The following is a 25,220-nucleotide window of genomic DNA, read 5'->3' as shown; positions in this document are numbered from 1 at the left end:
CGTGCGGCGGCGCACGCTGGATCGCAGTGAGCCGACAGCGAACTGCGATCCGACGCCGTGCGAGGTCTTCGCGAGTGACGCGGGACCGACAGTCCCGCGTACCGTGCGGATAGTGCAAACGGATGCTGTGCGTCCGTGAGCAGAGGGCTCCCTGTGCCCGTGAGCCGACAACGCGAGCGAGTCGGTTGGGGAGAACGTGGAAATCCCGTATTGGGAACAGAAGCGCGTTCCGTACAAGGGGAGGGTGTAACGCGGCGAACTGTGATCTGTCCTATAATTGTAAGGATCCCCGGGCAAAGGCGCGAGTAACAGCTGTTCGTCTCAGTCTTGGGTAGACGCTACGACGTCAGGGTCAGCATCTTCGGTCGCCTGGTCGGTGCTCACGGAGCGCGCCCAAAGGTACAGCAGGCTCGGCAGGACGACCACACTCGCGACGAACGCGGCGACCATCGCCAGGACGACCAGCGTCGCGAAGTTCCCGAACGACGGATCGGGATGAATCAACATGCCGGCGAAGGCAGCGACTGACGTCGACATGCTCCCGAGGAGGGCGCCGCCGGTACCGGTGACGGCGATCTCGAGGGCGTCGAGATCCGTCCGGCCGCGAGCGCGCTCGTGCGCGAACCGGTCGCTGAGGTGGATCGAGTAGTCGACGCCGATCCCGATCACCAGGCTCACCAGCAGCGCTGTCAGGAAGTTCAGCGGGACGTCCAGCAGGTACATCCCGCCAACGACGTATCCGAGCACGAGCGCGACGGGGACGGCCGTCAGCAGACCGAGGGTGGCGCTTCCGTGTACCCGCCGGTAGACGGCGACGAGCGCCAGAAATACCGCGGCCACGGCGACGATCATCACCCGGACGATGCCGTCGGTGATCCGCTCGATCGACGCCTGCTCGGCGGTGGCATCGCTAACGACGGTTGCCTCCAGGTCGCCGCCCTCGGTTTCGACCGCGTCGCCGACCGCGAACAGGTTCCCCGACCGATCGCCGTCGACCGCCGGCCCGTCGGCGGCCTGGGGCGGCCCGATCGCTCGCAGCGACTGGTACTCCCCATCCTCCCGCTCGATCACCGCGCTCGCCGCCTCGGCGTCGACCTCGTAGAGGTGGTCGTACACTGCCTCGAGGTCGCTGTCGGGGATCCCGTCGCCGGTCGTGTCAGCAGCCTCGACCGTGCTCGCGAACTCGTCGTCCTCGGCGGCGACCCCGCTAAGTACGGCCGCCGGCGTCTCGATAGTGTCCAGGCGTCCCTCGGCGAACGTGCCACGTTCGACGCCCTCGTCGATGCCTGCCTCGAGCGCGTCCAGCGCGTCGTCGTCGGTCACCGATCCCTCGACGAGGAGCTGGACGCGGTCGTCCTCGTCGGCTGCGGCGCTACGGAACTGCTCGCCGACGTACTCCTGGTTCGCCATCGCCTCGTTTTCCTCCCAGCCGACGGGGCCGGGAAGCTCCTGTTTCCACTCGGCGACGTCGGGGTTCTCGGCGCCCATCGTCTCCTCGTCGAGGGCCGTCCACGCGACCGCACCGCCGGCCGCGACGAGGAGCGCAACGACGATTACGACGGGGGCCGCCCGGCGGGCCAGCGCCACCGTGCTCGAGAGGACCGGGCCGACGTAGGCGCCAGCGCCCAGCGGCCGCTTGTGACGATCCAGGCCGAGCCGCTCGAGGGCGTCGTCGATCGTGACCTTCAGCGCGGGAACCAGGGTGACGAAGACCACGAACGCCGAAATCACGCCGAGCGTGATCGCGATCCCGAGGTCCTGCAGGGTGCCGACGGGGTTGACGACGTTCGCGAGGAAACCGATGCTGGCGGTGATCGTCACGAGCCCGAACGCGACCGCGACCGCGCGAAGCCCGCGAGCCATCGGGGATCGGACTGGCTCGTCGGGGCCTCGTTGCTCACGGGTCGCCTCGCTCCCCGTTCGCGCATCCGAGGCGCGTAGCGCCTCGCGTTCCTCGCGGTAGCGCGTAAAGACGTGGAATCCGTAGTCGATCGACAGCCCCGCGATCAGGACCGGGCCGATCACGACCGCGGGCCCGACCTCGACGCCGAGCCAGCCCAGGATGCCGAACATCCAGAGAATCGAGACGAGCACGCCCGCGAGCCCGACGACCACGTCGACGACGTCGCGATAGGCGAAGGCGGCCACGGCGAGGATCAGTCCGAGCACGACCGGCAGCACCAGGAAGACCGTGTTCTCCACGCTCGTCTCGGACATCTCGTCCATCGCCGGCTGGCCGAGCGTGAAGAACTCGGAGGTTTCGCGGTCGGCGGCCCCATCGGCCAGCGCGTACTGGGCGTCGGCGGGCGCCTCGCCGTCCTCGGTGGGCTCGAACGCGAAGACGACCTGCGTGCTCTCGGCCTCGGCGGTGCCGGGCGCGTAGCTGTTGGGCACCAGCAACTGGGCACGGGGATCTTCGGCGAGCGTCGCCTCGACGAGCGCGGCGACCTCGTCCTCGTCGGCTGCCTCCAGGGCGGCAATCTGCTCGTCGAGGCTGGCGTCGGGATCGCCGGCGGCCTGCGTCCCGACCAGCGAGGCGATGCTCAGGACCTCGTCGTCGGTCCGCGCGTCGGCGACGGCGTCGTCCTCGGCGACCGACTGCTGGTACTCCAGCGTCGCGATCAACGCGTCCGTCGAGAGGGCGTTGCCGCCGTCGTCCCGCACGTAGACCGGGAAGTGCGCTGCCGGATCGTCGCCGCTGTCGGTTTCGTAGTTCGCCTGGACGTACTCTTCCGCCTCGTCGACGTCGGTCTCGACGGCACCGGCGAAGCCGCCGTCGCCGCCCATCTCGGCGTTCGCGATGCCGACGACCAGGCCCGCCGTGAGCACGAGCGCGAGGATGACGACGAGGTGGTTGTGTGTCGTTACGACGTCGGCCGTTCGATGGAGTAGCGTTCGTAGCATGGTGTTAGCGTTCGCCGTCGGTGGTTCGGCTATCGGTGGGTCGCTGTCGATTCGAGTCGTCGGGTGCCGCGACGGTGAAGTCGTGGATCGCGACGCCAGCGTGGGCGACCTCCAGCACGACCGTCGACCCCTCGTCGGCGGCGTCCTCGACGATCGCTTCTAGGGGGAGCTTGTCCGATCCATCCAGACCAGCAGTCGGTGCATCCAGCAGCAGAAGGTCGGGATCGCCGACGAGGAACATCGCGAGCGAGAGCCGGCGTGCGGTCCCGGCCGAGTACGTACGAACGGGTCGGGCGGCCACATCGGGGGCGATACCGACGCGGTCGAAGGTTGCCGTCACGGCCGCGTCGTCGGTCGTTCGATCCGTCCCCCTCCGGAGGTGTTCCCACCCGGATTGCGTGCCGTCAAGGTCGATGGTCTCCCGGAGGTACCCCACGCGTTCGTGGGGCCGATCCCGGTCGTGCCAGGGATCCAGCCCCAGGACCGTCGCGCTCCCCCTGGAGGGCCGGACGCTCCCAGCCAGCAGATCGAGCAGCGTCGATTTGCCGGCACCAGTGGACCCGGCAAGGCCGAACACCTCCCCGCGCTCGACCGTCAGATCCAGTGCGTCGACGACCGGCCGGCCGCCGTAACGTTTCGTCAGGTCATTCGTCTCGAGTACGCTCATCGCGTATCCGGACGTCACCCGGACTCACGCTTAAGTGTTATCGAATAAATGACATATGTCGCATCTGGTTCAAAAAAAGGGTTGAGTAGATCCGACGGTTCGCTGCAGGTTCGACGCGGCGGATCGGCTCACAGGGCGAAATCGGTCAACTGCCGTTGAGTAGCGAATCCGAGAGAATCAGCGATCGCCGACCGAATCGCGTCGCACGCGCTCGGCCCGCTCGACGGACAGGTCGTCGTCGACGAGCAACCGGAGGGCGTTCTCGTCGACGCGGTAGGTCACCTCGTACGTGTCCGAGGCGAGGCGGTCGGTGGACCACTGCTCGTCCATGACGCGTGGCACCATCTCGAACGTGCTCAGGGACGTGGTGTCGATACCCTGTTCCCAGTGGAAGGCGATCGAGGCGGGATGGGTGGCGAGCCACACCGATAGCGGACCGTTGAACCTGGTCCAGCAGCTCCGACAGCGTGCGATCGCGACGAACCGGAGCGGCCCGGGCGCCACGTCCTCGACGTTCCTGACATCGAGGTCGTTGCATCCCCCACAGATCGCACAGACCCCCTCGCGGAACTGCTGGAAGTAACTCGCGGTCCGCGTCTTCACGCTCTCGATCACGGCGTCGTCGTCCCGAGCAGTCACCTGCGCGGGGGTTACGGGAATGTTCCCGAAGCACTCGCCACACTCCTCACAGCGGTGCATCAACATCCTGTCCTCGACGTCGGTCACGAGCTCTTCGGCGTCACAGTGTAGACAACGCCCCTCGATTTCGAAGGGGTCGAGTTCGACGTCGCCGGCGTACGCGCCCGCGAGGTACTGTCTGACGATCGCCTCGCCGGCGTAGGTGAACTTCCAGCCCTCGTCGGTGTGCCGAAGGTAGGCCCCGTCGAGCTTCTCGAGGTGATAGGACAGTCGCGACGTCGAGTCGATCTCGACCCGCTCGTACAGCTCCGAAAAGGACAGCTCCGGCATCGATCCCCCTGGAGTGAGCCCCTGCTCGTCCAGCGCCTCCGCGAACGCCCGCAAAATCGCGACCCGCGTGGGATCGGATAGCGTTCCGAAGGCCTCGGCCGCTTCCTCCTCGTCCGGCATGTCCCTCCTTTCGAGAACCGACGCTATTATCGTTCGGGCGGAGCTGCTCCGATTCACGACCGGGTGACTGCTCCGAATATGCAGTGTCGGATAGCGACCCACAAACGGAGTCTTGCGAGGGCCGTTTCAAGATACGCGCCCTATCTCGAACGGCGGTTGAAACATCTATCGAGACTGCCAGGTTAGCTGATGGCCATCTCCGTTACCGGTGCGGTCGCCTCCAAGAGTACCGTTTTCTTAGACATCCGAGGAGGGGAAGAGGAAGAGTGGTTCCTGTTGTAGCGAGGAGTTTGCGGGGGATAATATTATCTTATTGACAGGGGTGAGCTAAGTGACTTCTCCAACTGGAACTGCTGTTTGTTCCACACTCAGTACCTACTCTCTCCCTACGACGAGTTTCTCTCAGCACGGGCGAGCAATCACTCGAGCCCGACCAACTGCTCCTTCTGACCCCGCGTCAGCTGTTTGATCTCGTACTCGCGGGACATCGCCGCGGACTTCGAGTCGTACCCCTCCTCGTAGCACAGCTCCACCGGGGTCCGCCCGCGGGTGTACTTCGCCCCCTCGCCCGCGTCGTGTTCCGCGACGCGTCGCTCGAGGTCGGTCGTATACCCCGTGTACAGCGAGCCGTCGGCGCACTCGAGGACGTAGACCACGTGGTCGGTGTCGGCCATCGCTCGAGGGTACGGGGTTGGCGGGTAAAAATCGTCTCGTCCGCAGGGTGGGAGCTAGGGGTCGGGGTCCGGGCGTGGTCTATCGGTGACGGTACTCGAGCGGGTCAGGTACCGCGGGCGCGCTCCTTCGCGGCTTCCGCAATCCCGGCGTTCGCCGAACAGCTGACGCAGGCGTGAATCTCGCCGTGCTCGTCGGCGAACACGCGGGCGAACCGTTCGGAGACGTGCGCGTCGCAGTGGTCACAGGTGGGCATTATGATGCCGGCTTCGGCCGGCACCCATCCGTAGTCCGTATACTAATAAAAACGCTTTCCCAAACGTAGTTTGGCTTTCCGACTTCGAAAGAATATTTTCCGTAAATCCGTTACCCGGTTAGCTCCGGGCGCCGTCGAGCGCCCGTGCGATTAGGGTTGCCTGCGCGCCCGCGACGAACCCCGCGTCGACGTTGACGACCGAGAGGATCGTACACGACTGGAGCATTCCCGCGAGCGCCGCCTCGCCGTCGCCGGCGTGGCCGTATCCGCTCGAGACGGGAATCCCGATCACCGGCGAGTCGACGAGACCGGCGACGACGGTCGGCAACGCGCCCTCCCGGCCCGCGGCGACGAGCAACACGTCGGCCTCGCGAAGCCGATCGAGCTGGTCGAGCAGGCGATCGAGCGCGGCAACGCCGACGTCGTCGACCCGATCGATGGTGACGCCCGCGTCCCGACAGACTGCCGCGGCCTCGTCGGCGACCGGACCGTCGACGGTACCCGCGGTGACGATGCCGACCGTCGCGTCGAGGGACGGCTGATCGGCGTCGGCCGTACGAACGAGGACGGTCGTGCTCCAGCGCTCGAGGGTCGCATCGGGAAAGGACTCGAGCAGGCTCGATTCCAGGGCCTCGATCTGGGCGTCGTCGGCGCGGGTGATCAGCGCCCGGCCAGTCGTCTCGAGTGCGGTTTCGGCGAGGGCGACGACTTGGGGGGCGGTCTTGCCCGCCGCGAAGATCCCTTCCGGAATGCCGCGACGTTGCTGGCGAGCCGCGTCGAACCGTCCCGCCTCGCCGGTGACGTAGCCGTTGAGTTCGGCCTCGGCCTCCGCCGGCGACAGCGAGCCGTCGGCGACGGCCTCGAGGAGTTCTCGCATACCCGAACTGGGGGATCGATCTACTCGAATCCGTCGACCCGAACCGCAAGTTCGGAAACGCGCGCGAACGGCCCAGACCGCGCGCGAGACCGATTCTCCGGTGTGATTACCCCGAAGCTGACCGGGCGAGTTCATCAACCATATATTTTCCGGTGGAATATGCGCCCCAAACAGGCGAACGAACCGCTGCAACCCCGGTCTCCCCCCTCATAACCAAAATACTTATAATGGGGAAACGGGAACGGATACAGCGTATGGCAGACCTTATCGTCAAAGCCGCTGTGAAGGAAGCGCTCGATGACAAGAACGTCGCTTCGGACTTCTACGACGCACTCGACGAGGAAGTCGACCAGCTTCTCGAGGACGCCGCCCGCCGCGCTGAGGAGAACGACCGGAAGACGGTCCAGCCGCGCGACCTGTAAGGCGATCCGCTCGAGCGTTCTTTTATCGAAACAACGACACGTAGTCCCGACTACGCCGCCAGTGCGAGAGGCGAGAACGGGTATAGTAACAACTGAAACTGTTTGCATACCGATCGCACAGCCGTCGTGCGATCGGGTACGCACTGATTTTCAGTGGCTACTATAGTTAGCGGCGCTGCTCGAGGTACTCCTTCGTCCGTCCGGTGAGGACGTACTCGCGTTCGCCGAGCGCCTCGATCGACTCCGCGCCGGTGACGAACATCGCCGTTTGCAACTCGAGTGCGAGGGTCTCGAGCAGGTCGACGACCGCATCGGCGCCCTGTCCCGCAGGAGCCAGGAACGGCTTCGCGAGCCCGCCGGCGCTGGCGCCCATCGCGATCGCCTTCGCGACGTCGAGCCCCGATCGAACGCCGCCGCTGGCGACGACGGTGTCGTGTTCGTCGGCGGCCTCGAGGGTGCTCACGGCGGTCGGAACGCCCCACGCACGAAACAGCTTCCCGATCTGCTCCTGTCGGTCGGCACCGACCGCAGCGGCCCGGTAGGACTCAATCCCCGACCACGTCGTCCCGCCCTTACCGGCGACGTCGATCGCGTCGACCCCGGCGTCGGCGAGCCGCCGGGCGGTCTCCCGGGAGATGCCATTACCCGTCTCCTTGACGACGACCGGTACCGAGAGCCCGTCGGCGACCCGTTCGATCTCGGCGAGACAGCCCCTGGCGTCGACGTCGCCCTCGGGCTGGACCGCCTCCTGGAGGAAGTTGAGGTGGATGGCCATCGCGTCGGCGTCGATCATCTCGACGGCCCGCTCGACGTCCGCGAGGTCGTACTCGAGCAGCTGTGCGGCGCCGACGTTGCCGTAGAGGACGGCGTCGGGCGCGGCCTCGCGGACGACGGTGTAGGACTCGACTAGCGCCTCGTCCTCGAGCTCCAGACCCGCTCGCTGGCTGCCGACGCCCATCGCGACGTTCGTTCGCTGGGCGGCCTCGGCCAGCGCTCGGTTGATTTTCGTCGTGTTCGGGTGGCCCCCGGTCATGCTCTCGATGACGATCGGTGCGTCGACTTCCGAGCCGAAGAGGGTCGTCGACGTGTCGATCTCGTCGCGGTGGATCTCGGGGAGGGCCTCGTGGATCAGCTCGACGTCCTCGAATCCAGTTCCCTTCGTTTCGACGTCTTCTTCCTCGATGATTCGAATGTGATCGTCCTTGCGGTCGGCAGTCTCGGTCATTGCCTAGTACCGACACGAGGATCGTGAAAAGCGATCCGTTCGATGCGTGCGACTCCGGGGCCGATTTTTTGAGGGTCGGCATCCATCCGAAAGACGACGATGCTCCGCAAACTGCTGATCGCGTTCGGGATCTTCGAGATCGCACTGCCCCAGCCCGTGATCGACGCCTGCGAACGGATCGGACTCGAGAACCCCGAGGAAGCCCGACTCCGGCCGCGGGCGCTGTGGGGCGCCCGGCTCGAGGGTGCGCTGTTCGTCTGGGTGCTCGCCCGCCGGGAGTCGGGGGCGACGATCGCCAACCGGCTGCTCGCGCTCGCGGGGATCGCGCTCGTGCTCGTTCCCCAGCCCCTCGTCGAACTGAGCCAGCAGCTGGTCTACGAGAACGTCGACGAGCTCGAGCCGAAGCCGTGGGTGAACCCGGCCGCCCGGCTGCTGGGCGTGCTCTATCTGACCGTCGCGGCGCTGTCGACGATCGGGAGCGACGAAAGCGAGGCGGAGTCCGCGCGGAACTGACCGCCGTCCTCAGTAACGTCGAACCTCGACGCCGTCGTCCGTCCCGACGTAGGTCGCGTCGGCGACGTCGACGAACAGCCCGTGCTCGACGACCCCGGGCAGACTCGAGAGCCGTCCGGCCAGTTCGGTGGGGTCGGCGATCGGGCCGAACGCACAGTCGAGCACCAGGTTCCCGGCGTCGGTGACGACGGGGCCGTCCTTGCGTTCTGCATCTCGCAGCGTCGCCTCGCCGCCCAGTTCGGCGATTCGCTCGGCGACGACCGTGTGGGCCTCGGGGAGGACGGCGACGGGGACCGACGCCTCGAGTCGGTCGGTCAGCTTCGAGGGGTCGGCGACGACGACGAACCGGTCGGCGCTCGCGTCGACGAGCTTCTCGCGCGTGTGGGCAGCGCCCCCGCCCTTGATCAGCGCGCCGTGAGCCGGGGATCCGGGATCGTCGACCACCCGGTCGGCGCCGTCGATCGCGAGGTCGACCCCCTCGACGGCGTCGAGTTCGGTTAGCGGAATCCCCTCTTCGAGGGCCAGCTGCCGGGACTGAAAGGAGGTCGGAATCCCCCGGACCTCGAGGCCGTCGTCGACCGCCCGACCGATCGCCTCGATCGCGTAGGCGGTCGTCGAGCCGGTTCCGAGCCCGACGACGTCGCCGTCCGCGACCCCCTCGGCCGCGCGCTCGCCCGCGCGTCGCTTCGCCGCGTCGGAGCCGCCCGTCGTCTTCATGGCTCATAGGGCGAGAGGCGGCGGGAAAAACGTTGTACTTCCTCCACCGTGCGGACCGTCATTGTTCGTTGCCGGTGATCGCCGTCTTCGTTCGAACGATCGCGGGCAAAACGCGCCACCGATCGGTATCAGAGGTCGATCGACTCGAACCGCAGGATCCCGATCACGAGCGGGACGAGCGCCCAGACGCCGAGCACGACGAACCCGAACCAGGGTCGCGCGGCCAGCGGGAGTTCGTCGGTACTTCCGTACATCCCGCTCATCGTCAGTCCGGACTCGCCGAGGACGGCGCCCAGCGCCGAGCCGTAGGCCGCGTCGGGCGACAGCGAGAGCAGCGTCACGTACCAGTCGGGGAACTCCTCGAGGAGGAACTGTCCCTCGACGGCGTACAGCAGGAGCTGCACGAGGATCGACCAGGCGAACCAGAAGAAGACGATCAGGCCGAACGCGCCGATCGCCGCCTTCGTCGTCGAGCGGGTCATCGAGGAGAGGCCGACGCCGATACAGACGTAGACCAGTCCGAACAGCAGCGTGACGAGCGTAAAGCCGAGGTAGTCGACCAGCAAGACCGAGCCGACGAACGCGAACAGCCCGATCAGGCCGACGGCGAACCCGACGAGGATCGAAACTCCGACCACCCCGGTTCGGCCGAGGATCTTCCCGACCACGACGTCGCGCCGCGAGTGGGGCAGGCCGAGCAGGAACTTCAGGCTCCCGCTCTCGCGCTCGCCCGCGATCGCGGCGTAGCTGACGACGAGCGCGATGATCGGGACGAGATAGCCCGCGGGCGTCTGGAGCGCGATAATGAGGTCGAGCGTCGTCTCGGCGCCACCGTCGAGCACCTCGGCGGCCCAGGAGGCCAGGTACGCCCCGCTGACGGTAAAGAGCCCGAACAGCGCCGTCAGGGCAAGCAGCGTCCGCGAGCGCACGGCGTCGCGGAAGTCCTTTTTGGCGACGGCGATCGCGCTCACGGCGCTACCTCCCGTTCCTCGGCGGTGTAGGCCACGAACAGGTCCTCGAGCGAGGACTCGTCGGTCTCGAAGTCCTCGACGGTGACGTCGTACTCCTCGATCGTGCGGAGAACGGTCGTCTTCGCCTCGTCGGCGACGCTTACGACCAGCGTCGTCCCCTCGGCCTCGACCTCGGAGACGCCGTCGATCGATTCGACGGCCGAGAGCGCAGCCGCCGAGTCCTCGGGGATCCGATCGAGCCGCACCCGAAGCCGGGTCCGATCGGGCACCGCGTCCTCGAGGCCGGCGATGGTGTCCTCGGCGATCAGTTCACCGTCACGGAGGATCCCCACGCGGTCGCAGATCGCCTCCACCTGACCGAGGACGTGCGAGGAGAAGAAGACGGTCGCGCCCCGCCGGTTCTCTTCGCGGATGATCTCGCGCATCTCGCGGGCGCCGTTCGGATCGAGCCCGGTCGACGGCTCGTCCAAGATCAGCAGGTCCGGCTCACCGACCAGCGCGGTTGCAAGGGTAAGCCGCTGGGCCATCCCCTTCGAGTAGCCCCCGGCCTTCTTGTCGGCGGCGTCGGCGATCCCCACCCGGGAGAGCAGTTCGTCGGCGTCGTCGTCGGCCGCCTTGGACTCGATGGCGAACTCGACGTGCTGGCGCCCCGTCAGTCGATCGTAGAGCTCGATCCCCTCGGGCAGGATCCCGGTTCGCTCGCGGATCTCGAGACTTCCCTCCTGAGCGTCGCGGCCGAACACCGTCACCCCGCCCGCGGTCGGCCGGATGAAATCGAGCAACAGGTTGATCGTCGTCGACTTCCCCGCGCCGTTCGGGCCGAGAAAGCCGTACACCTCGCCCTCCCGGACCGTGAGATCCAGTCCCTCGAGGGCGAGCTCGTCGCCGAACCGTTTTGTCACACCATCGATGTTAATTGCAGCCACGGTTTTAATTACCGTACGTCTAGTTGGCTGTCACATATGTTTTTCCCTGCCTACTAACAGCCGCAATCGGGATACCGATACCGAACCCGGATACCGTCACCGGAGTTGGAACCTTTTTCGACCGGGAGTGCATCGATATCGTATGACAGAAACGGGCGGCGGCGCCGAAGCGAGCGGAGCGACGGCCGTCAGCCTCGAGAACGTCCGCAAAACCTACCAGCTCGGGGAACCCGTCCACGCCCTCGACGGCGTCAGCCTCGAGGTTCCGAGGGGGTCCTACACCGCGATCATGGGGCCGAGTGGCTCCGGGAAGTCGACGCTGATGAACCTCGTCGGCTGTCTCGATACGCCGACCGAGGGGGCCGTCGTCGTCGACGGCGCAGACGTGGCGACCCTGAGCGATCGGGAACGGACTACCCTCCGCGGGACGACGGTCGGCTTCGTCTTCCAGACGTTCAACCTCATGCCGCGGCTGAACGCCGTCGAGAACGTGGCGCTGCCCCAGTTGTTCCAGGGTGTCGGCCGGGACGAGCGCCGCGAGCGAGCCCGAGAGCTGCTCGAGCGGGTCGGCCTCGGCGACCGCATCGACCACGTTCCGAACGAACTCTCCGGCGGGCAGCGTCAGCGGGTCGCGCTCGCGCGGGCGCTGGTGAACGATCCGGCGCTCGTGCTAGCCGACGAACCCTCGGGGAACCTCGACACGGAGACCGAAGCCGAGGTGCTCGATCTCTTCGGCGAGTTCCACGACGCGGGGACGACGCTGGTCGTCGTCACCCACGAGCGCCACGTCGCCGAGCGCGCCGAGCGGATCGTCCACCTGCTCGACGGGAAGATCGAACGGATCGAGGAGCTCGGCTCGGCGGGCGACCCCGGCGAACCGGCTGAGCCCGCTGACGGCGGTAGGGAGGATCGATGAACCCGCTCGAGAGCCTGCGACTCTCCTGGCGCTCGATCCGCGGCCACAAGCTCCGGTCGGCGCTGACGACGCTCGGCATCGTGATCGGAATCGCCGCGGTGATCGCGTTCGTCACGCTGGGTGCGAGCCTGCAGGCAGGGATCATCGGCGACATCAGTCCGGACGACCAGCGCAACGTCTACGGCTGGGCGGCCGACCCCGACACCGAGGGCGGACCGCTGGCGGGCGCCCAGCCCGTCGTCAGCGGGGACGACCTCGAGACGATCGAGGGGCTCGAGGACGTCGAGGCGGCCTACGGCTACGCGCCGATTCAGAGCCAGGCGGTCTCGAGCGGCGACGAGCAGATCGCCCAGGGCGACGGGGTGATCGCGACCGGTCCGTCCTACGTCCGCGAGGACACGCTCCGCGAGGGCCGACAGTTCGAGCCCGGCGAGCGCGAGGCGGTGCTCAACCCCGCGGCGGCGGGCCAGTTCGAGGAGAACGTCAGCGTCGGCGACGAGATCACGATCACGATCCTGGGCGGCCAGCAGACGACCGCGGAGGTGGTCGGGATCACCGACAGCAACGAGGGGCTGAGCCCGTTCGAAGGGTTCGAGTCCTCGCCGCGGATCTACGTGCCGACCGACCCCTACTACGTCGAGCAGGCCGGAGCCGTCGAACTCGGCGACGAGGGACCGGGCGGGAGCGAGGGCGTCGGTAACGGAGACGGCGAGGACGCCGCCGAAGCCGACGACGCCGACCAGGCGGCGCAAGCGCAGGCCGACGGCGGCGACGCGCGCTTCATCGCGGTCATCGTCGAGGCCCACTCCGCCGACGAGGACGACGTCGACGCCGCCCGCCAGGCCGCGATCGACTACCTCGAGAGCGACGACTCGGACGCCAGCGAGTTCCTCGGCGACGACCTCGCGATGACGTTCCAGACCAGCGCCGAGTTGCTCCAGCAGCTCGAGGATGTCCTCGAGCTGTTGCAGAACTTCATCGTCGGGATCGCCGCGATCTCCCTGCTGGTGGGCTCGATCGGCATCGCGAACATCATGCTCGTCAGCGTCACCGAACGGACCCGCGAGATCGGGATCATGAAAGCCGTCGGCGCCCAGAACCGCGACGTACTGGGGCTCTTCCTGTCTGAGGCGGTGATCCTGGGTGTCATCGGAGCAATCCTGGGGACCGCACTCGGGCTGGTCGCGGGCTACCTCGGCGCGTGGTACATCGATCTGCCACTCGTCTACCCCCTCGAGTACGTCGCGCTCGCGATCGCCGTCGGCGTCCTCGTGGGGATCCTCTCCGGGCTGTACCCCGCCTGGCGGGCGGCCCGAACGGATCCGATCGACGCGCTCCGGTACGAGTGACGGTCAGCTGACGCCGTCTCCTCGTACGCGACCGGACCCGTGGTCGGTGCTAGACTGATACTCGCTCGAGTACGTCGGGATCCGCGTTCCGGATCGAACGTCGGCGCTCTTCGAATTCGCCTAGGAGCGGGCGCTACTCGTCTCGCTCGCGATCCCGGGTTTCGTGCCATCGCGACGGATCGAGGTCGCCGTCCTCGCGTTCGTCGGCCGGTTCGTTTCGCGTCGACCGATCCGAGTCGTGTCGATCGGTCCCCTCCGCGTCCCGCTCGCGTGGTCTGGTTCCGGAACGAGGGGTCGGCTCCCGTCGCCTCCCGCCGAACGTCTCTCGCGTTCGCGCGTGTTTTCCAGGGTACTCCCGCGCGAGGTAGGCTCCGAGGTATCCGCCGAGCAGCGACAGCCCGACGGTGTAGACGAACGCGAACAGGACCCCGACGAGGATCAACAGGACGACGAACGCAAAGCCCTCCGCGGGTGCGGCGGCGACTCCGAACCCGAACCCGACGAAGCCGATCCCCAGCACGGCGACGGCGGCGATCGGGACGAACGTGATCGCGCCCGCGAGGGCGCCGACGATCGCCCCGTCCCGATCGTCCGGACCCTCGAGAAACCCGGCGACTGCGCCGCCGACGACCGTCGAGAACGGGATAAAGGAGAGGACGATGCCGACGACGGCGCCGATGATCGCGTTGATGATCGTTCGGCCACTGACCATAGGGAGATCGACGACGAGCAGGGAGAAAGGCGTGTTGGCTGATTCGGCCCGGTCAGTCGTCTGTCGGGGCCTCGGACTCGACGTCGACACTCGAGGGTTGCGCGCCGTTCTCGGGTTCGAGCTCTGGCGACGTGAGCTCCTCGAGGGTCAGATCCCCGTTGACCTCGTCGGCGAGTAGCTCGACCGCTTCGACGAAGATCGCGACGATCAGCGGGCCGACGACGATCCCGATCGCCCCGAGGGTGAAGAGTCCGCCGGTGAAGCCGACGAAGTAGAGACTTCCGGGCAGTCCGGCCGAGCGGCGGGCGAGTCGGGGTCTGACGGCGATATCGGGCAGCCAGGCGACGAGCCCGACACCGAGGATACCGACCAGCGCGGCCCCGACGAGGTCGCCCGCGGCGACGTGGTAGAGTGCGATCGGGGCGATCAGCAGGCTCGGACCGATGATCGGCACGAACTGCAAGATCGCGGCGAACAGCGCGAGCGTGAACGCCATCTCGTAGCCGAGCAGGTGAAACAGGGGGTAGCCGATCACGAGCGAGGTGACCGACGTGGCGAGCTGTAGCACGTAAATGGCGTACAGCGTCTCCCGAGCCCGGACGGCGAGCGCTCGGACGACTCCTCTGTACTCGTGGGGGACGGGCGCGATCGCGGCGCGCGCAGCGGCGTCGCCCCTGTACAGCAGCGCGAACAGCAGGATGACGAACAGCGCGAACTTGATCGCGAGCACGGGCAGCGACGAGGCCAGCGAGACGGCAACGTCGCGGAGGAACGAGACCACGAACACCTGGACCTCCCGGGTCTCGATCGTGTACGTCATCTCGAGAACCGTCACCGGGATCTCGGCCGGCACGCCCTCGACGAGGGCGATCACTTCGTCGATCCGAACGTACAACGTGAAAACGATCGGTGCGAACACTGCGGTCGCGCTCACGAACCCAACGAGCGTCGCGCCGACGGCGGCGGTCCACTCGCCGAGTCCGCGCCTGACCAGCCACCCCTGAACCGGCACCAGTACGTACGCGACCGTCAGCGCGAAGAGGATCGTTCCCAGCACCTCGAGCAGGATCGCACCGGTCAGTAGGCCGAGGGCCGCGACGACGGCGCCGAGCACGTAGCGCCGCCGCGGCGAGTTCGTGGTGGCTGTCACACGGGCCGATGGCCGTCGACCGTCAAAGCCTTTCCGTGACGGGGGCGCGCCGACCGGTATCCGCCGGATGATCCCGGCGCTTAAGACGGCACGGCGTGTCACTCCCACCATGAATCGGCGTTCGGTCGTGCGGGCCGTCGGCGTCGGAGCGCTCGCCGGGACGGCCGGCTGTTTCTCCCGCGACGAGGAGGAGGATGAGGACGACGGGGACGAGGAGGCGACCGACGCGACCGAGCGCGACGACACCGAGCCGGACGACCCCGACCTCGAGGGGACGTTCCGAGTGGCGACGACCGAGTCGATGGTCGTCGGCGAGCGGGCCGTCGGCGAGTGGATCAAGGAGGCCTTCGAGGAGGAGTTTCCCGACGCCGAGCTCCAGTGGACGATTCCGGAGGCCGGTCTCGATCACTACCGCAGACGGGTCGACCAGGGTGCGGAGATCGACGCCGACGTCTACCTCGGGCTCACGCCGTCGGATCTCGCCCGACTCGACGCCGATCTCGCGGCGAACGCCCTGTTTCGGGAACTCGGCGGGGATCGGCTTCCGGCGACCGAGCGGATCCGCGACGACCTCGAGTTCGGGGATCCCTCGGGACGCGCCGTTCCGGCCGGCGTCCGATACAGCTGTCTGTGGTACGACGAGAGCGAACTCGAGGAGCCCGACGACCTCGCCGACCTGCTCGACGACGAGTACGAGGACAGCCTACTCGTTCCGCGCGCCGACCGCTCCGACGCCGGCCTCGCCTTCCTGCTCTGGACGATCGAGACAGTCGGCGACGACGGCTACCGCCGCTACTGGGGCGACCTCGAGGAGAACGGACTCGAACTCGTCAACGACTGGACGGCGTCGACGACCGCGTTCGCCGACGGCGATCGTCCGCTCGCGGTCGGCTACTCGACCGACGCCGCCTTCGCCGAGCGCGAGGGGTTGGAGACCGACGACTGGGAGCTCGCGTTTCCGAACGGACAGGGGTACGAGACGCCGGTCGGCGCGGCCATCTTCGAGGATGCCGAGGAGGTGGATCTCGCCTACGACTTCCTGAACTTCCTGCTCTCGAGCGATGTCCAGGCCGAGTTCGCCGAGCGTCACTCCGTGATACCGGCGCTCAGCCGAGCGTTCCTCGAGCTCGACGAGACGTTCGAGGAGAGCGCGGCGGTTCCGTCCGAGCCCGTCTCGGTGGGGTACGATCGACTCCGCTCCGACCTCGAGCGGTGGGTCGACGAGTGGGCGGAGACGCTCGCGGAGTAACGGACCCGACGGTTCCGCTCGAGTGGGAACCGGCTACCCGACTGAAGTACCAGGGCGACCCAGCGGCGAACGAACGCGTCCTCGAGCGCCGCCTCTGCTCGAGGATCGAGGGATTCCATGAACGAATACAGCGTCCTCATCGCGACGGCGAACACGGCAACGTTGCTCACCGGCGGCGCGGTCGCAGTGCTCGCATACCGTGCGTTTCGACGAACCGGAGCCGGACCGCTTCGGGCGGTCGCCATCGGATTCGGGCTACTCGTCGCCGGCTCGGTTCTCGGTGGAGCGGTCCACCTCCTCGCCGGTCGGATCGCGCTTGGAGTCGCCGTCCAGAGTTCGTTCACCGCCGGCGGCTGTGCGGTCCTGCTGTACTCACTGTACGCGGAGACGCCGACCAGGACCGTCACGGTTCGAAAATCGCCGTGAGTCGAGTGCCGACCGGGACCGTCGATAGACCAATCGGATCCACCCGGCCGAAAGCGGTTAGAGCCGCGACCGGAACCGGTCGAGCCCCATCTCGAGCATGTCGGGGCTGACGGGCTGGAACTCGCCGTCGTCGGGGAGGTACTCCCGCACCGAGTCCCAGCTGTTTCGGGCGTAGCGCTCGTCGAGCAACACTCGCACGCCGACGTCGTCGGCCGAGCGGATGACTCGCCCGACGGCCTGGCGGGTCTTCCGGACCGCCGGGATCGTCAGCGCGTACTCGAACCCGTCGCCGAAGGCGTCGTCGTAGGCCCGACGGACGGCCGTCGTCCGCGGGCTCGAGGTGTTGACGATCGGGACGCCACAGACCACGGCTGCGGAGAGTCGGTCGCCGCTGTAGTCGACCCCCTCGGTGAGCGTGCCCCGCAGGCTCGTGACGAGCACCTTCCCCTCGCCCGCGAAGAAGTCGTTCTTGAGCGACTGGGTCGTCTCGTCGTCGCTGGCGGCGTCGAGCAGCACGGGTTTGCCGATCCGGCCCTCGAGGGCGCCCGCGATCCACTCGGCTTCCGCGTAGCTGGGCATCCCGACGAGCACGTTACCTGGGAGCCGGGCGACCTTCGCGACGGCGTCGGCGTAGTGGGTGCGCGTCGGGTTGCTCTCGCCGGGTCGACCCCGGTTGTCGTATGTGAACTTCGGCGCGGCGACTGCGAAGCTCTCGCGGTTCTCCTCGGGGAAGTGCAGGCCGTAGCGGCGTTCGACCACCGGTCTGTCCCCCTCGTCCGCGAGGTAGTCGAGTCCCGTTACCTCGGTGAACGCGTCGACCGGCTCGAGGGTCGCGCTCATCAGGATTCCCCCGCCGAACGCCGCCAGGCGGTCGCCGATGGCCTCGCTTGGCACGCAGTTGTGCAGGGCGAGTCGGGCGGTGTAGGCCCGTCGCCAGGAGTCGGCCGGCTCGGTCTCGTCCCAGGTGCGCTCGAGTTCGACCTCCCGGAAGTAGTCGGTGTGATCCCGGCGGTACCACTCGCCCAGCAGGCGACCGACGGCGGGCGCTGCCCGGGTTCTGTCCTCGTCCTCGGCCTCGTTCAACACGCGCTCGACGACGGCACCGACGGCCTCGGCACGGACCCAGACGGCGTCGCTGTACCCCGCGTCGGCAGCCCACTCGGTGAGTTCGTCGACGGCCGGTTCCTGGGGGTCCCGGAGCGGGATCTCCGCGTCCGAGAGCTCGGTCGGATTCGACTGCCACCCCCTGTGGTTCCGGTCGAGGTGGGCGGTGACGCGACGATCGAGTTCCTCCCGGAGGTCACGAACGAATTCGAGGGTACGGGAGAGCTCCTCGAAAGAGACGTCGCTGTCCTCGAGTTCGCCCCGAACGAGGTCGGCGTCGGCGGTCTTCGAGCCACCCTGGGCCTCCCGACCCTCGCGCTCGAACTTGATCGGCTGGAGCACTCGAGAGAGCTCCGTCTCGGCGTCCCGGAGGGTCCCGTCCGCGACGCCGTCGCTGACCAGATCGCGCACGCGGGGCTCGAGCATGTGGGCCTCGTCGCAGACGACGAACGTCGAGTCGTCGAGCAGGGCACCCGTGAACGCGGTCGTCGTGGTCGGATCGAACGCGTGGTAGTAGTTGCCGAGGACGACCTCGACGTGGCCAAGCGCGGCGCCCATCACGGAGTGTGGACAGGTGCCGTTGCGGACCGAGCGGGCGACGAGATCGTCCGGGGTCAGCATCCCGGTCGCGGTGAAGTCGAAGGGGACGGCCTCGGCGGCGTCGCCGTCCTCCTCGTCGGGCAGGTCCTCGAGGTACTGGGCGTAGAACGGGCAGTACTCCGTCTCGGCGCCGACCGCGCCGCCGTCGCCGTAGGTCGGCATCTCCGGCGGGTAGGCCGCGGTCTCCCCGGCGGTCTCGAGGAATCGACCCGTCGATCCCGACGAGCCGCTGTCGGCGAGGCCGGTCTGTTGCTGGCGGGCGCGGGCGGTCAGCGTGCCCGCGGTCGTCTCGCCGCCCTCGCCGGTCAGTTCGCGGGTTCGATCCCGCAGGCTCTCACAGCGGTCGTAGACGTTTCGATCGTCGATATCTCCTGCACCTGCGCGGTTGTACGGACAGACGTCGGCCTTCCCGACGAGGGTCAGCCCCGAGACGGGGTTCCAGTCGTCGGGGAGGTTCTCGTTGATGGTCTCGAGGTCGGCCTCGAACTGGCGCAGCTGCTGTTTGACGCTCGTGAGGACGAAGACGCGCTCGTAGTCGGTGTCGGGATCGCGCACGAGGTCGATCCCGGCGGTGAGCGCGATCATCGTCTTTCCGGTGCCACAGGCTCCCTCGACGACGGTGTAGCCGCCGTCTCGAGCGGTTTCGACGGCGGTTTCGATACCGTCGACCTGCTCGTCGTAGGGCTGGGGGTGGCCGAAGATCGAGCGCCAGTCGGTCATTCCTGCCGTACTCATCGTCGGTCGCTCATAGCGTTGACGAACCGTAGCCGCGGCTTCGGCTATAAACCTCAGGAGGGAGGACCGACGCCCGCTCGCGTCAGCGGCTCCGGGAGTCGGTTACTAGTTCGACCGATCGCTCGAGCCCGCGTTTGACCGCGAGGACCGACTCGCGGAGGACCGGTGCGCCGTCGTAGAGCCACAGGAGAGCGGCAAAGCCGGTCGCACCGAGCATGAGCAGGGCGTACGTCGACGGGTCGTCGGAGAACAGCTCCTGGTGGTAGGTGCCCAGAAGGACGAAGAACTGATCCGTGAATCCGGTGTGCTCGTGGGCGTGGTGGTGAACCTCGTCCTGGCGGAACGGCCACAGTACGATCCAGAAGCTGAGGTGGTCGTCCCGAACGTAGCCGTCGACGATATCGGCGGGCAGATGTAGCAGGTAGCCGACGGCGAACGCGATTCCGGCTCGAGGGCGGCCGTACGACCGGGCGAGCGCGCCGACGGCGATCGACAGCGGGACGGCGAAGAAGATCGAATGACCGATCGCGTAGCCGACCTCGAAGACGCCGTACTCCCAGGCCAGCGGTTTGTCGATCAGGTCGGGAAGGACGGAGGCGAAGACGACCGCGAACGCCTCGAGCCCACCCGGGGAGTCGCGGTAGTAGACGTGACAGAACAGCGAGTACGCGACGTACCCCATGATCGCGTGTTCCCAGGGCCACATACGCGTTCAGTTCACCTCTTTGATAATAGACGTTGTTTTATTGATCATTGTTTCGACGTTATCTGTTGTTGAGGATCGCGAACACGTAGATCGCGATCGCGACGAGAACGATCGCCGGTCCGGTCGCAATGTCGAGGTAGTACGAGGAGAAGATGCCGGCGAGAACCGCGATCTCGCCGAACACGATCGAGAGAACGAGGCCGTGGTTGAAGCTACTCGTCAGTTGCATCGCGGCCGCGACGGGAACGACGAGCATCGCGGCGACGAGGATCGCACCGAGGATCTGCATCGCCGCGACGACGACCAGCGCCGTCACGACGATCAGGAGCGTATCGTAGAACCAGACGTCGATGCGAGCCAGTCGCGCCGCTTCGCGGTCGAACGTGATGAACAACAGCTGTTTGTGTGTCAGCGCCACCATACCGACGACCAGTATCGTGAGCCCGACCATCAGCTGGACGTTCTCGAAGGGAACGAACAGGATGTTGCCGAACAGGTAGCTCTCGATCTCGCGACCGAACGCGACGCCCTCGCCGTAGGAGATGACGGCGACCCCGACGGCGAACCCCCCGGTCAGGATGATCGCCAGCGGAACGTCGGCGTAGGCGTCCGTCGTCACGGCGAGGTACTGGAGTCCGAGCGCGGCGAGGACGGCGGCGACCAGCGCGAAGACCAGCGGGTAGTTCAGCCACTCGACGCTCGCGCCGACCACGAGCCCGATCGCCACACCGCCGAACGCGGTGTGGGCGAGGGCCTCTCCGATAAGCGCCATCTGTCGGTTGACGACGTAGGCGCCGACGAGCGGTGCGGCGATCCCGACGAGAACGCCGGTCGTGAAGCCGTGCTGAAGGAACGTACTACAGACGAGCCAGGAACCGATCGCTCCGCACGTCGTTCCCCAGAACGCGTCGAAAAGCGGGGGAAAAGCCAAGTAGACGAACGCGGCGGTGGCGATCACCGCCGCAGGGAGACCGACAGCGGCCGCCGTCAGTCCGCGCCGAGACCGGAACGTATCGACATCCATCGTTAATCTCCGGAGGCGGCGCTCGTCGACCGTGCCGCTCGCGCCGAACTGAACGCGCGTTCGAGTGCGTCGGTTTCGAGGAACCGTTCCGTGCCGCAGTGTTCGTAGAGTTCGCGGTTGAGACACGCGATCGTGTCGGCGTGCTCGGTGACGACGCCGATATCGTGTTCGATCAAAACGATCGTGATCCCCGTCTCGTTGAGCTCGTGTAACAGATCGTAGAAGGCGTCCCGCGATTCGGCGTCGACGCCGACCGTCGGCTCGTCGAGCGCCAACAGATCGGCTTCGGACGCGAGCGCGCGAGCGATGTACGTCCGCTGTTTCTGTCCGCCCGAGAGCGAACTGATCTGCCGGTCGGCCAGGTCGGCGATACCGACCTGCTCGAGGACGTCGTCGACGATGCGGTGATCGTCGGTCGTGAGCGGCGAGAGACCGGCGTGGGCGTACCGTCCCATCGTCACGACCTCACGGACAGAGATCGGCATCGTCGTGTCGGCTTCGGAGGACTGCTGTGAGACGTAGCCGAGACGGGTCCCCTCGTCGAACGACGTCGCGTCGGTGCCGAACAGTTCGACCGTACCCGTATCCGGCGTCTGTAACCCAAGCAGGATTTTCAGTAGGGTCGTCTTCCCGGAGCCGTTCGGCCCGATCAGTCCCAGGAAATCGCCAGCTTCGACCGTGAGAGAGACGTCTTTTACTACGGGTTGGTCGTCGTACGCGAACGTGACGTTCTCGGCGGCTATTGCGGGGTCCATTTTTGACGTTGGTAACATACTCTTGTCCTCAGGCTATCCAAATCTTTCGAGACTGCTAACGCTCACTCGACCTGGAGGGCTCGCTCGAGCGATGGGAAGTTGATTTCGCGGTAGTGCTCGAGGTAGCCCCAGTCCGGCTCCATCTGGACGTCCCCGACCTCCGTGGTTTCGTCGAGTTGCGTTTCCACCGGCGAGATCGGGAGCACCTCTGCGTCCGTCTCGTCGGCGATCGATTCCGCGAGATGTGCCGGTTCGCCGACGTCGTAGAGGACGTGCTCGATACCGTACTCCTCGATGTGATTTTCGACCTCCTCGATGTCCTGTGCGGACGCCTCGCCGTCCGGGGACGTGCCGATCGGCGAGTAGATGTCGATATCGTACTGGCGGTGCCACCACTGGAAGGAGTCGTGAGTGCCGATGACGATCTCGTTTAGCGTCGCGCGATCGACCAGCTCCTCGAACTCCTCGTGGATCGCTTCGAGTTCCTCGTTGAACGCCGCGGCGTTCTCGTCGTACTCGTCGGCGTGATCGGGATCGAGATCCGAGAGTCCGTCGGCGATGTTGTCGACGCCGTTCTGGCACTCGACCGGATCCATCCACCAGTGCTCGTCGTCGTCTTCGGCGGGGCTATCGAAGAACTCGATCCCTTCCGACGCATCGATCACGGCGGTGTCGTTGTCGTTCTCGAGCTCCGCGACGGCGTCTTCCATCCAGCCGGCGAAATCGCGCATATAGACGAAGGCGTCGGCGTCCTCGATCTCCTCGACGATCCCCGGCCCAGGTTCGTAGTCGTGGCCGTGCTCGCCGGTCGGAATCAGATCGACGGCGTTCACGTGATCGCCGCCGACCTCCCGCGTGAAGTCCCACAGCGCCGGCATCCCGGCGGCAACGGTGTAGGAATCGTCGTCCGCTCCGTTCTCTAGATCATCGCCGTTTCCGTCTCCGTCGTCGCCGTTGCCAGACTGCGGGTCCTCGTCGAGACAGCCCGCGATACTCGCGGCAAGCGTTCCGGCGCCCGCAGCAAGAATGGCCCGGCGCGTAGAACGAGACTGACCTAATCGATCAGTCTTCGAAACATCTGTCATCGGCCCACATTCCATGACACCAAGTAAAATAGTTTGTGATTCTATGTCTATTATTAGACGAGGCTAATTCGGTTGGGGCCAGGTTGCAACACAGCTTGCCTACTCGTTCGGCCGTCCTCGGAAGATGAGGCATCTAGTGGCTGTTTGAGCAGTTTATCGGTGCTTCTGCTCTCACACAGATCATTAGATGAGGCTAATATAGAAGATTGGATTATAAAATAAACTCGATAGCACTCACCGTTCGACTCTCGTTCCGGTGTGCCGGAACGCTGCACCGACCGAGCACCAAGCCGATATGCCCGAACGAAAACCAGGTGAGCTCCTGGAAGCCCCTACATGATCAGACGCCATTCCTCGGCTTCCGTGATCGGGAACGGATATTCGTCCGTCAACTCGTGTTTCGGCGGCTCCCTAGTTCGCGGAGTCGTTTTTCCGGTCTCGAACGCAACGCCTTCCAGTCTCGCTTCCCAACCGAGGATATGAGCGATTCCATCGACGTCGACGACTGGCGCGCAGAACTGAAATCCAAACGCGCCGAGAAGGACGAGTTCTTCGCCGAACACCCCCAGTCACCGGTGCCGCCCGAGGACCGCGAGGGATTCGAGGGACTGGAGTACTTCGAGCCCGACGCGACGTATCGGGTAAGCGCGACCGTAACCGCCCACGACGACCCGGAGGTCGTTCTGATGGACACGACTGCGGGCCGGGAGATGCGCTACCTCCGGGCCGCCACGCTCGAGTTCGAACTCGATCGGGAGGACGAGGACCTCGAGGACGGCACCTTCGAGCTGGCGGCCTACCAGCTCGAGAGCCCGGACGAGGAGCCCTACTTCGTTCCGTTCCGGGACAAGACGACGGGCCAGCAGACCTACGAGGGCGGGCGATACATGGAGCTCGCCGCGGATCGCGACCTCGAGACTGGCGACGAACTCGTCGTCGACTTCAACCTCGCGTACACGCCGTTCTGTGCCTACAGCGAGACGTTCGACTGTCCGCTGCCGCCGGAGGAGAACTGGCTCGAGGTGACGATTCCGGCGGGCGAACGGTTCGAGTAGCGTTACTCCACCGAGGGACCGAGACCGCCCATACAGCTCCGACACCGACAGAGTCGTTCGTGTTGCGCGGGCGGGAGCTCGCGATCGTCGTCGCGTTTGGCCCCGGATCGGTCACTATCGATCTCGCCGTCGCCATCGCGTTCGGTCGCCGTTTCGGGGGGGTGTCTCGTCCGCAGTAGTCGCCGTCCCGAGAGACGTTGAAAGCCCCGCACCAACCGCGGCGATCGCACCGAGAACGATTCCCTGCCGAGAGCGGAGTTGACGAGACAGTGTCATACGTACCGATACTGGCACAGTCCGGGTAAGCGTTACACGGGTCTGCCGTCTCGAGTGAAACCGACGAGATGTCCGAACGCTCGAGTGGAAACCAGGGGGTTCAGCCGGAGGGGCGAGCCGAAATCAGGGGGCGACCCCGACCGTGAGCAGGGTGCCGTACTCCCGGTAGCGCTCGACCATCGCCTCGCGTGTGTCCCAGTCCTCGAGCGGAAACTCCGCCTCGCTGGGGATCGCGATCTCTCGGTCGGGAACGTTGTCCTGCTCGGCGACCGAGAGCCCCGCCGCGCGGAACGCCTCGCGGTACTGGTCGCGGTCCCAGCGAGTCATCTCCACGTCGATGTTGTCCTGCCACTCGTGGGAGTGGACGTTCTCCTCGTAGTAGTTGACGGCACAGTAGAACGTGGCGCCCGGTCGGAGGATCCGCGCGATCTCCTCGAGGGTCTCGTGGGGGTCGGCAGCGTAGTAGAAAGCCTCCATCGACCAAACGTGGTCGATCGAGTCCTCGGCGAACGGCAGGGCACCGAAGTCGCCGACGACGTAGCCGATTTCCGGGTCCTCGGTGTAGCTCGCGGCGTTGCGGGCCATCTCGGGCGAGCCGTCGAGCCCGTAGACCCGTCCGGCGTCCTTGGTATCTCGCAGCGCGCGGCCGGCGTAGCCGCTGCCACAGCCCAGATCGAGAACCGTATCTCCCGGTTCGACGGGCATCCGCGCGAGCGCGTGCTTGGCGGTGTGCCAGTGTCGTTCCTCCATTCCCCTGTCGCGACCGCTCGTAGCCCACTCGTCGAACTCCTCGCGTACGCTCATACCGATTCGTTTCCTCCAGAGCGCCAAAACCGATT

General features: G+C 66.5%; 25 protein-coding genes. 7 read left to right on the top strand and 18 right to left on the bottom strand.

Annotated features, from left to right (window positions below; translation table 11 throughout):
* Positions 1–321 precede the first annotated feature (321 nt).
* The 6 genes from QA609_RS03965 to larB form a co-directional block, all read right to left on the bottom strand.
* Entirely contained in the window at positions 322–2,904 is a 2,583-nt protein-coding gene (locus tag QA609_RS03965; RefSeq protein ID WP_278301285.1) for an MMPL family transporter, read from the bottom strand.
* A gap of 4 nt (positions 2,905–2,908) precedes the next feature.
* Positions 2,909–3,571 (bottom strand): ABC transporter ATP-binding protein, encoded by a 663-nt coding sequence (locus tag QA609_RS03960; protein WP_278301284.1) that lies wholly within the window; start codon positions 3,569–3,571, stop codon positions 2,909–2,911.
* Positions 3,572–3,748: 177 nt separating this feature from the next.
* Positions 3,749–4,660, bottom strand: a complete 912-nt coding sequence (locus QA609_RS03955; protein WP_278301283.1) for a helix-turn-helix domain-containing protein — start codon at positions 4,658–4,660, stop codon at positions 3,749–3,751.
* Positions 4,661–5,079: 419 nt separating this feature from the next.
* Positions 5,080–5,334 (bottom strand): GIY-YIG nuclease family protein, encoded by a 255-nt coding sequence (locus QA609_RS03950; protein WP_278301282.1) that lies wholly within the window; start codon positions 5,332–5,334, stop codon positions 5,080–5,082.
* Between the two features lie 104 nt (positions 5,335–5,438).
* Positions 5,439–5,588, bottom strand: a complete 150-nt coding sequence (locus QA609_RS03945) for a hypothetical protein (protein ID WP_278301281.1) — start codon at positions 5,586–5,588, stop codon at positions 5,439–5,441.
* 118 nt (positions 5,589–5,706) lie between these two features.
* Positions 5,707–6,465 (bottom strand): nickel pincer cofactor biosynthesis protein LarB, encoded by a 759-nt coding sequence (larB, locus tag QA609_RS03940; protein WP_278301280.1) that lies wholly within the window; start codon positions 6,463–6,465, stop codon positions 5,707–5,709.
* A gap of 254 nt (positions 6,466–6,719) precedes the next feature.
* Between larB and QA609_RS03935 the strand changes: the two genes are divergently transcribed.
* A complete protein-coding gene (locus QA609_RS03935) occupies positions 6,720–6,887 on the top strand; it encodes a DUF1931 family protein (protein ID WP_005554854.1) in 168 nt (55 codons plus the stop codon).
* Positions 6,888–7,053: 166 nt separating this feature from the next.
* Here QA609_RS03935 and fni read toward each other — a convergent pair whose 3' ends face one another.
* Positions 7,054–8,112 (bottom strand): type 2 isopentenyl-diphosphate Delta-isomerase, encoded by a 1,059-nt coding sequence (gene fni, locus QA609_RS03930; protein WP_278301279.1) that lies wholly within the window; start codon positions 8,110–8,112, stop codon positions 7,054–7,056.
* A gap of 99 nt (positions 8,113–8,211) precedes the next feature.
* On the opposite strand from fni, the gene QA609_RS03925 reads away from it, so the two are divergent.
* Positions 8,212–8,625 carry a hypothetical protein gene (locus QA609_RS03925; protein ID WP_278301278.1) on the top strand — a complete coding sequence of 138 codons (414 nt, stop codon included), beginning with the start codon at positions 8,212–8,214 and terminating at the stop codon, positions 8,623–8,625.
* Between the two features lie 9 nt (positions 8,626–8,634).
* On the opposite strand, the gene rpiA is transcribed toward QA609_RS03925, so the two are convergent.
* From rpiA to QA609_RS03910, 3 genes are all read right to left on the bottom strand, one after another.
* Positions 8,635–9,342, bottom strand: a complete 708-nt coding sequence (rpiA, locus tag QA609_RS03920; protein WP_278301277.1) for a ribose-5-phosphate isomerase RpiA — start codon at positions 9,340–9,342, stop codon at positions 8,635–8,637.
* Positions 9,343–9,470: 128 nt separating this feature from the next.
* The gene (locus QA609_RS03915; protein WP_278301276.1) at positions 9,471–10,313 is read right to left on the bottom strand and encodes an ABC transporter permease subunit; all 843 of its coding nucleotides are present in this window, start codon (positions 10,311–10,313) and stop codon (positions 9,471–9,473) included.
* Positions 10,310–11,239: an ABC transporter ATP-binding protein gene (locus QA609_RS03910; RefSeq protein WP_278301275.1), complete on the bottom strand. Its 930-nt coding sequence runs from the start codon at positions 11,237–11,239 to the stop codon at positions 10,310–10,312. Before QA609_RS03910 ends, QA609_RS03915 begins: the two co-directional genes overlap by 4 nt.
* Before the next feature lie 142 nt (positions 11,240–11,381).
* Between QA609_RS03910 and QA609_RS03905 the strand changes: the two genes are divergently transcribed.
* Complete coding sequence (locus QA609_RS03905; protein ID WP_278301274.1) at positions 11,382–12,155, top strand: ABC transporter ATP-binding protein; 774 nt, start codon at positions 11,382–11,384, stop codon at positions 12,153–12,155.
* Positions 12,152–13,504, top strand: coding sequence for an ABC transporter permease (locus QA609_RS03900; protein WP_278301273.1), 1,353 nt, complete (start codon positions 12,152–12,154; stop codon positions 13,502–13,504). The genes QA609_RS03905 and QA609_RS03900 overlap by 4 nt, the downstream gene beginning before the upstream one ends.
* A gap of 133 nt (positions 13,505–13,637) precedes the next feature.
* Here the strand turns inward: QA609_RS03900 and QA609_RS03895 are convergent, their stop codons facing one another.
* Together QA609_RS03895 and QA609_RS03890 are read right to left on the bottom strand one after the other, a co-directional pair.
* Positions 13,638–14,216: a DUF5518 domain-containing protein gene (locus QA609_RS03895; protein ID WP_278301272.1), complete on the bottom strand. Its 579-nt coding sequence runs from the start codon at positions 14,214–14,216 to the stop codon at positions 13,638–13,640.
* Between the two features lie 52 nt (positions 14,217–14,268).
* Positions 14,269–15,366, bottom strand: coding sequence for an AI-2E family transporter (locus QA609_RS03890; protein ID WP_278301271.1), 1,098 nt, complete (start codon positions 15,364–15,366; stop codon positions 14,269–14,271).
* A 109-nt stretch (positions 15,367–15,475) separates the two neighbouring features.
* On the opposite strand from QA609_RS03890, the gene QA609_RS03885 reads away from it, so the two are divergent.
* Both QA609_RS03885 and QA609_RS03880 read left to right on the top strand, forming a co-directional pair.
* Positions 15,476–16,615 carry an extracellular solute-binding protein gene (locus QA609_RS03885; protein ID WP_278301270.1) on the top strand — a complete coding sequence of 380 codons (1,140 nt, stop codon included), beginning with the start codon at positions 15,476–15,478 and terminating at the stop codon, positions 16,613–16,615.
* A gap of 117 nt (positions 16,616–16,732) precedes the next feature.
* Positions 16,733–17,041: a hypothetical protein gene (locus QA609_RS03880; protein WP_278301269.1), complete on the top strand. Its 309-nt coding sequence runs from the start codon at positions 16,733–16,735 to the stop codon at positions 17,039–17,041.
* A 57-nt stretch (positions 17,042–17,098) separates the two neighbouring features.
* On the opposite strand, the gene QA609_RS03875 is transcribed toward QA609_RS03880, so the two are convergent.
* From QA609_RS03875 to QA609_RS03855, 5 genes are all read right to left on the bottom strand, one after another.
* Positions 17,099–19,465, bottom strand: coding sequence for an ATP-dependent DNA helicase (locus tag QA609_RS03875; RefSeq protein ID WP_278301395.1), 2,367 nt, complete (start codon positions 19,463–19,465; stop codon positions 17,099–17,101).
* A gap of 97 nt (positions 19,466–19,562) precedes the next feature.
* The gene (locus QA609_RS03870; RefSeq protein ID WP_278301268.1) at positions 19,563–20,186 is read right to left on the bottom strand and encodes a metal-dependent hydrolase; all 624 of its coding nucleotides are present in this window, start codon (positions 20,184–20,186) and stop codon (positions 19,563–19,565) included.
* Between the two features lie 58 nt (positions 20,187–20,244).
* A complete protein-coding gene (locus QA609_RS03865) occupies positions 20,245–21,210 on the bottom strand; it encodes a metal ABC transporter permease (protein WP_278301267.1) in 966 nt (321 codons plus the stop codon).
* 2 nt (positions 21,211–21,212) lie between these two features.
* Positions 21,213–21,965 carry a metal ABC transporter ATP-binding protein gene (locus QA609_RS03860; protein WP_278301266.1) on the bottom strand — a complete coding sequence of 251 codons (753 nt, stop codon included), beginning with the start codon at positions 21,963–21,965 and terminating at the stop codon, positions 21,213–21,215.
* Between the two features lie 62 nt (positions 21,966–22,027).
* Positions 22,028–23,050 carry a metal ABC transporter substrate-binding protein gene (locus QA609_RS03855; protein WP_278301265.1) on the bottom strand — a complete coding sequence of 341 codons (1,023 nt, stop codon included), beginning with the start codon at positions 23,048–23,050 and terminating at the stop codon, positions 22,028–22,030.
* 479 nt (positions 23,051–23,529) lie between these two features.
* Between QA609_RS03855 and QA609_RS03850 the strand changes: the two genes are divergently transcribed.
* The gene (locus tag QA609_RS03850; protein WP_278301264.1) at positions 23,530–24,105 is read left to right on the top strand and encodes a DUF1684 domain-containing protein; all 576 of its coding nucleotides are present in this window, start codon (positions 23,530–23,532) and stop codon (positions 24,103–24,105) included.
* Positions 24,106–24,504: 399 nt separating this feature from the next.
* On the opposite strand, the gene QA609_RS03845 is transcribed toward QA609_RS03850, so the two are convergent.
* The gene (locus tag QA609_RS03845) at positions 24,505–25,185 is read right to left on the bottom strand and encodes a class I SAM-dependent methyltransferase (RefSeq protein ID WP_278301263.1); all 681 of its coding nucleotides are present in this window, start codon (positions 25,183–25,185) and stop codon (positions 24,505–24,507) included.
* Between the last annotated feature and the right edge of the window lie 35 nt (positions 25,186–25,220).

The organism is Natronococcus sp. A-GB7 (genome assembly GCF_029688865.1).
Taxonomy (GTDB): domain Archaea; phylum Halobacteriota; class Halobacteria; order Halobacteriales; family Natrialbaceae; genus Natronococcus.
Note: the sequence above shows the minus strand (reverse complement) of the source record. Positions and strands in the feature narration are given on the sequence as shown.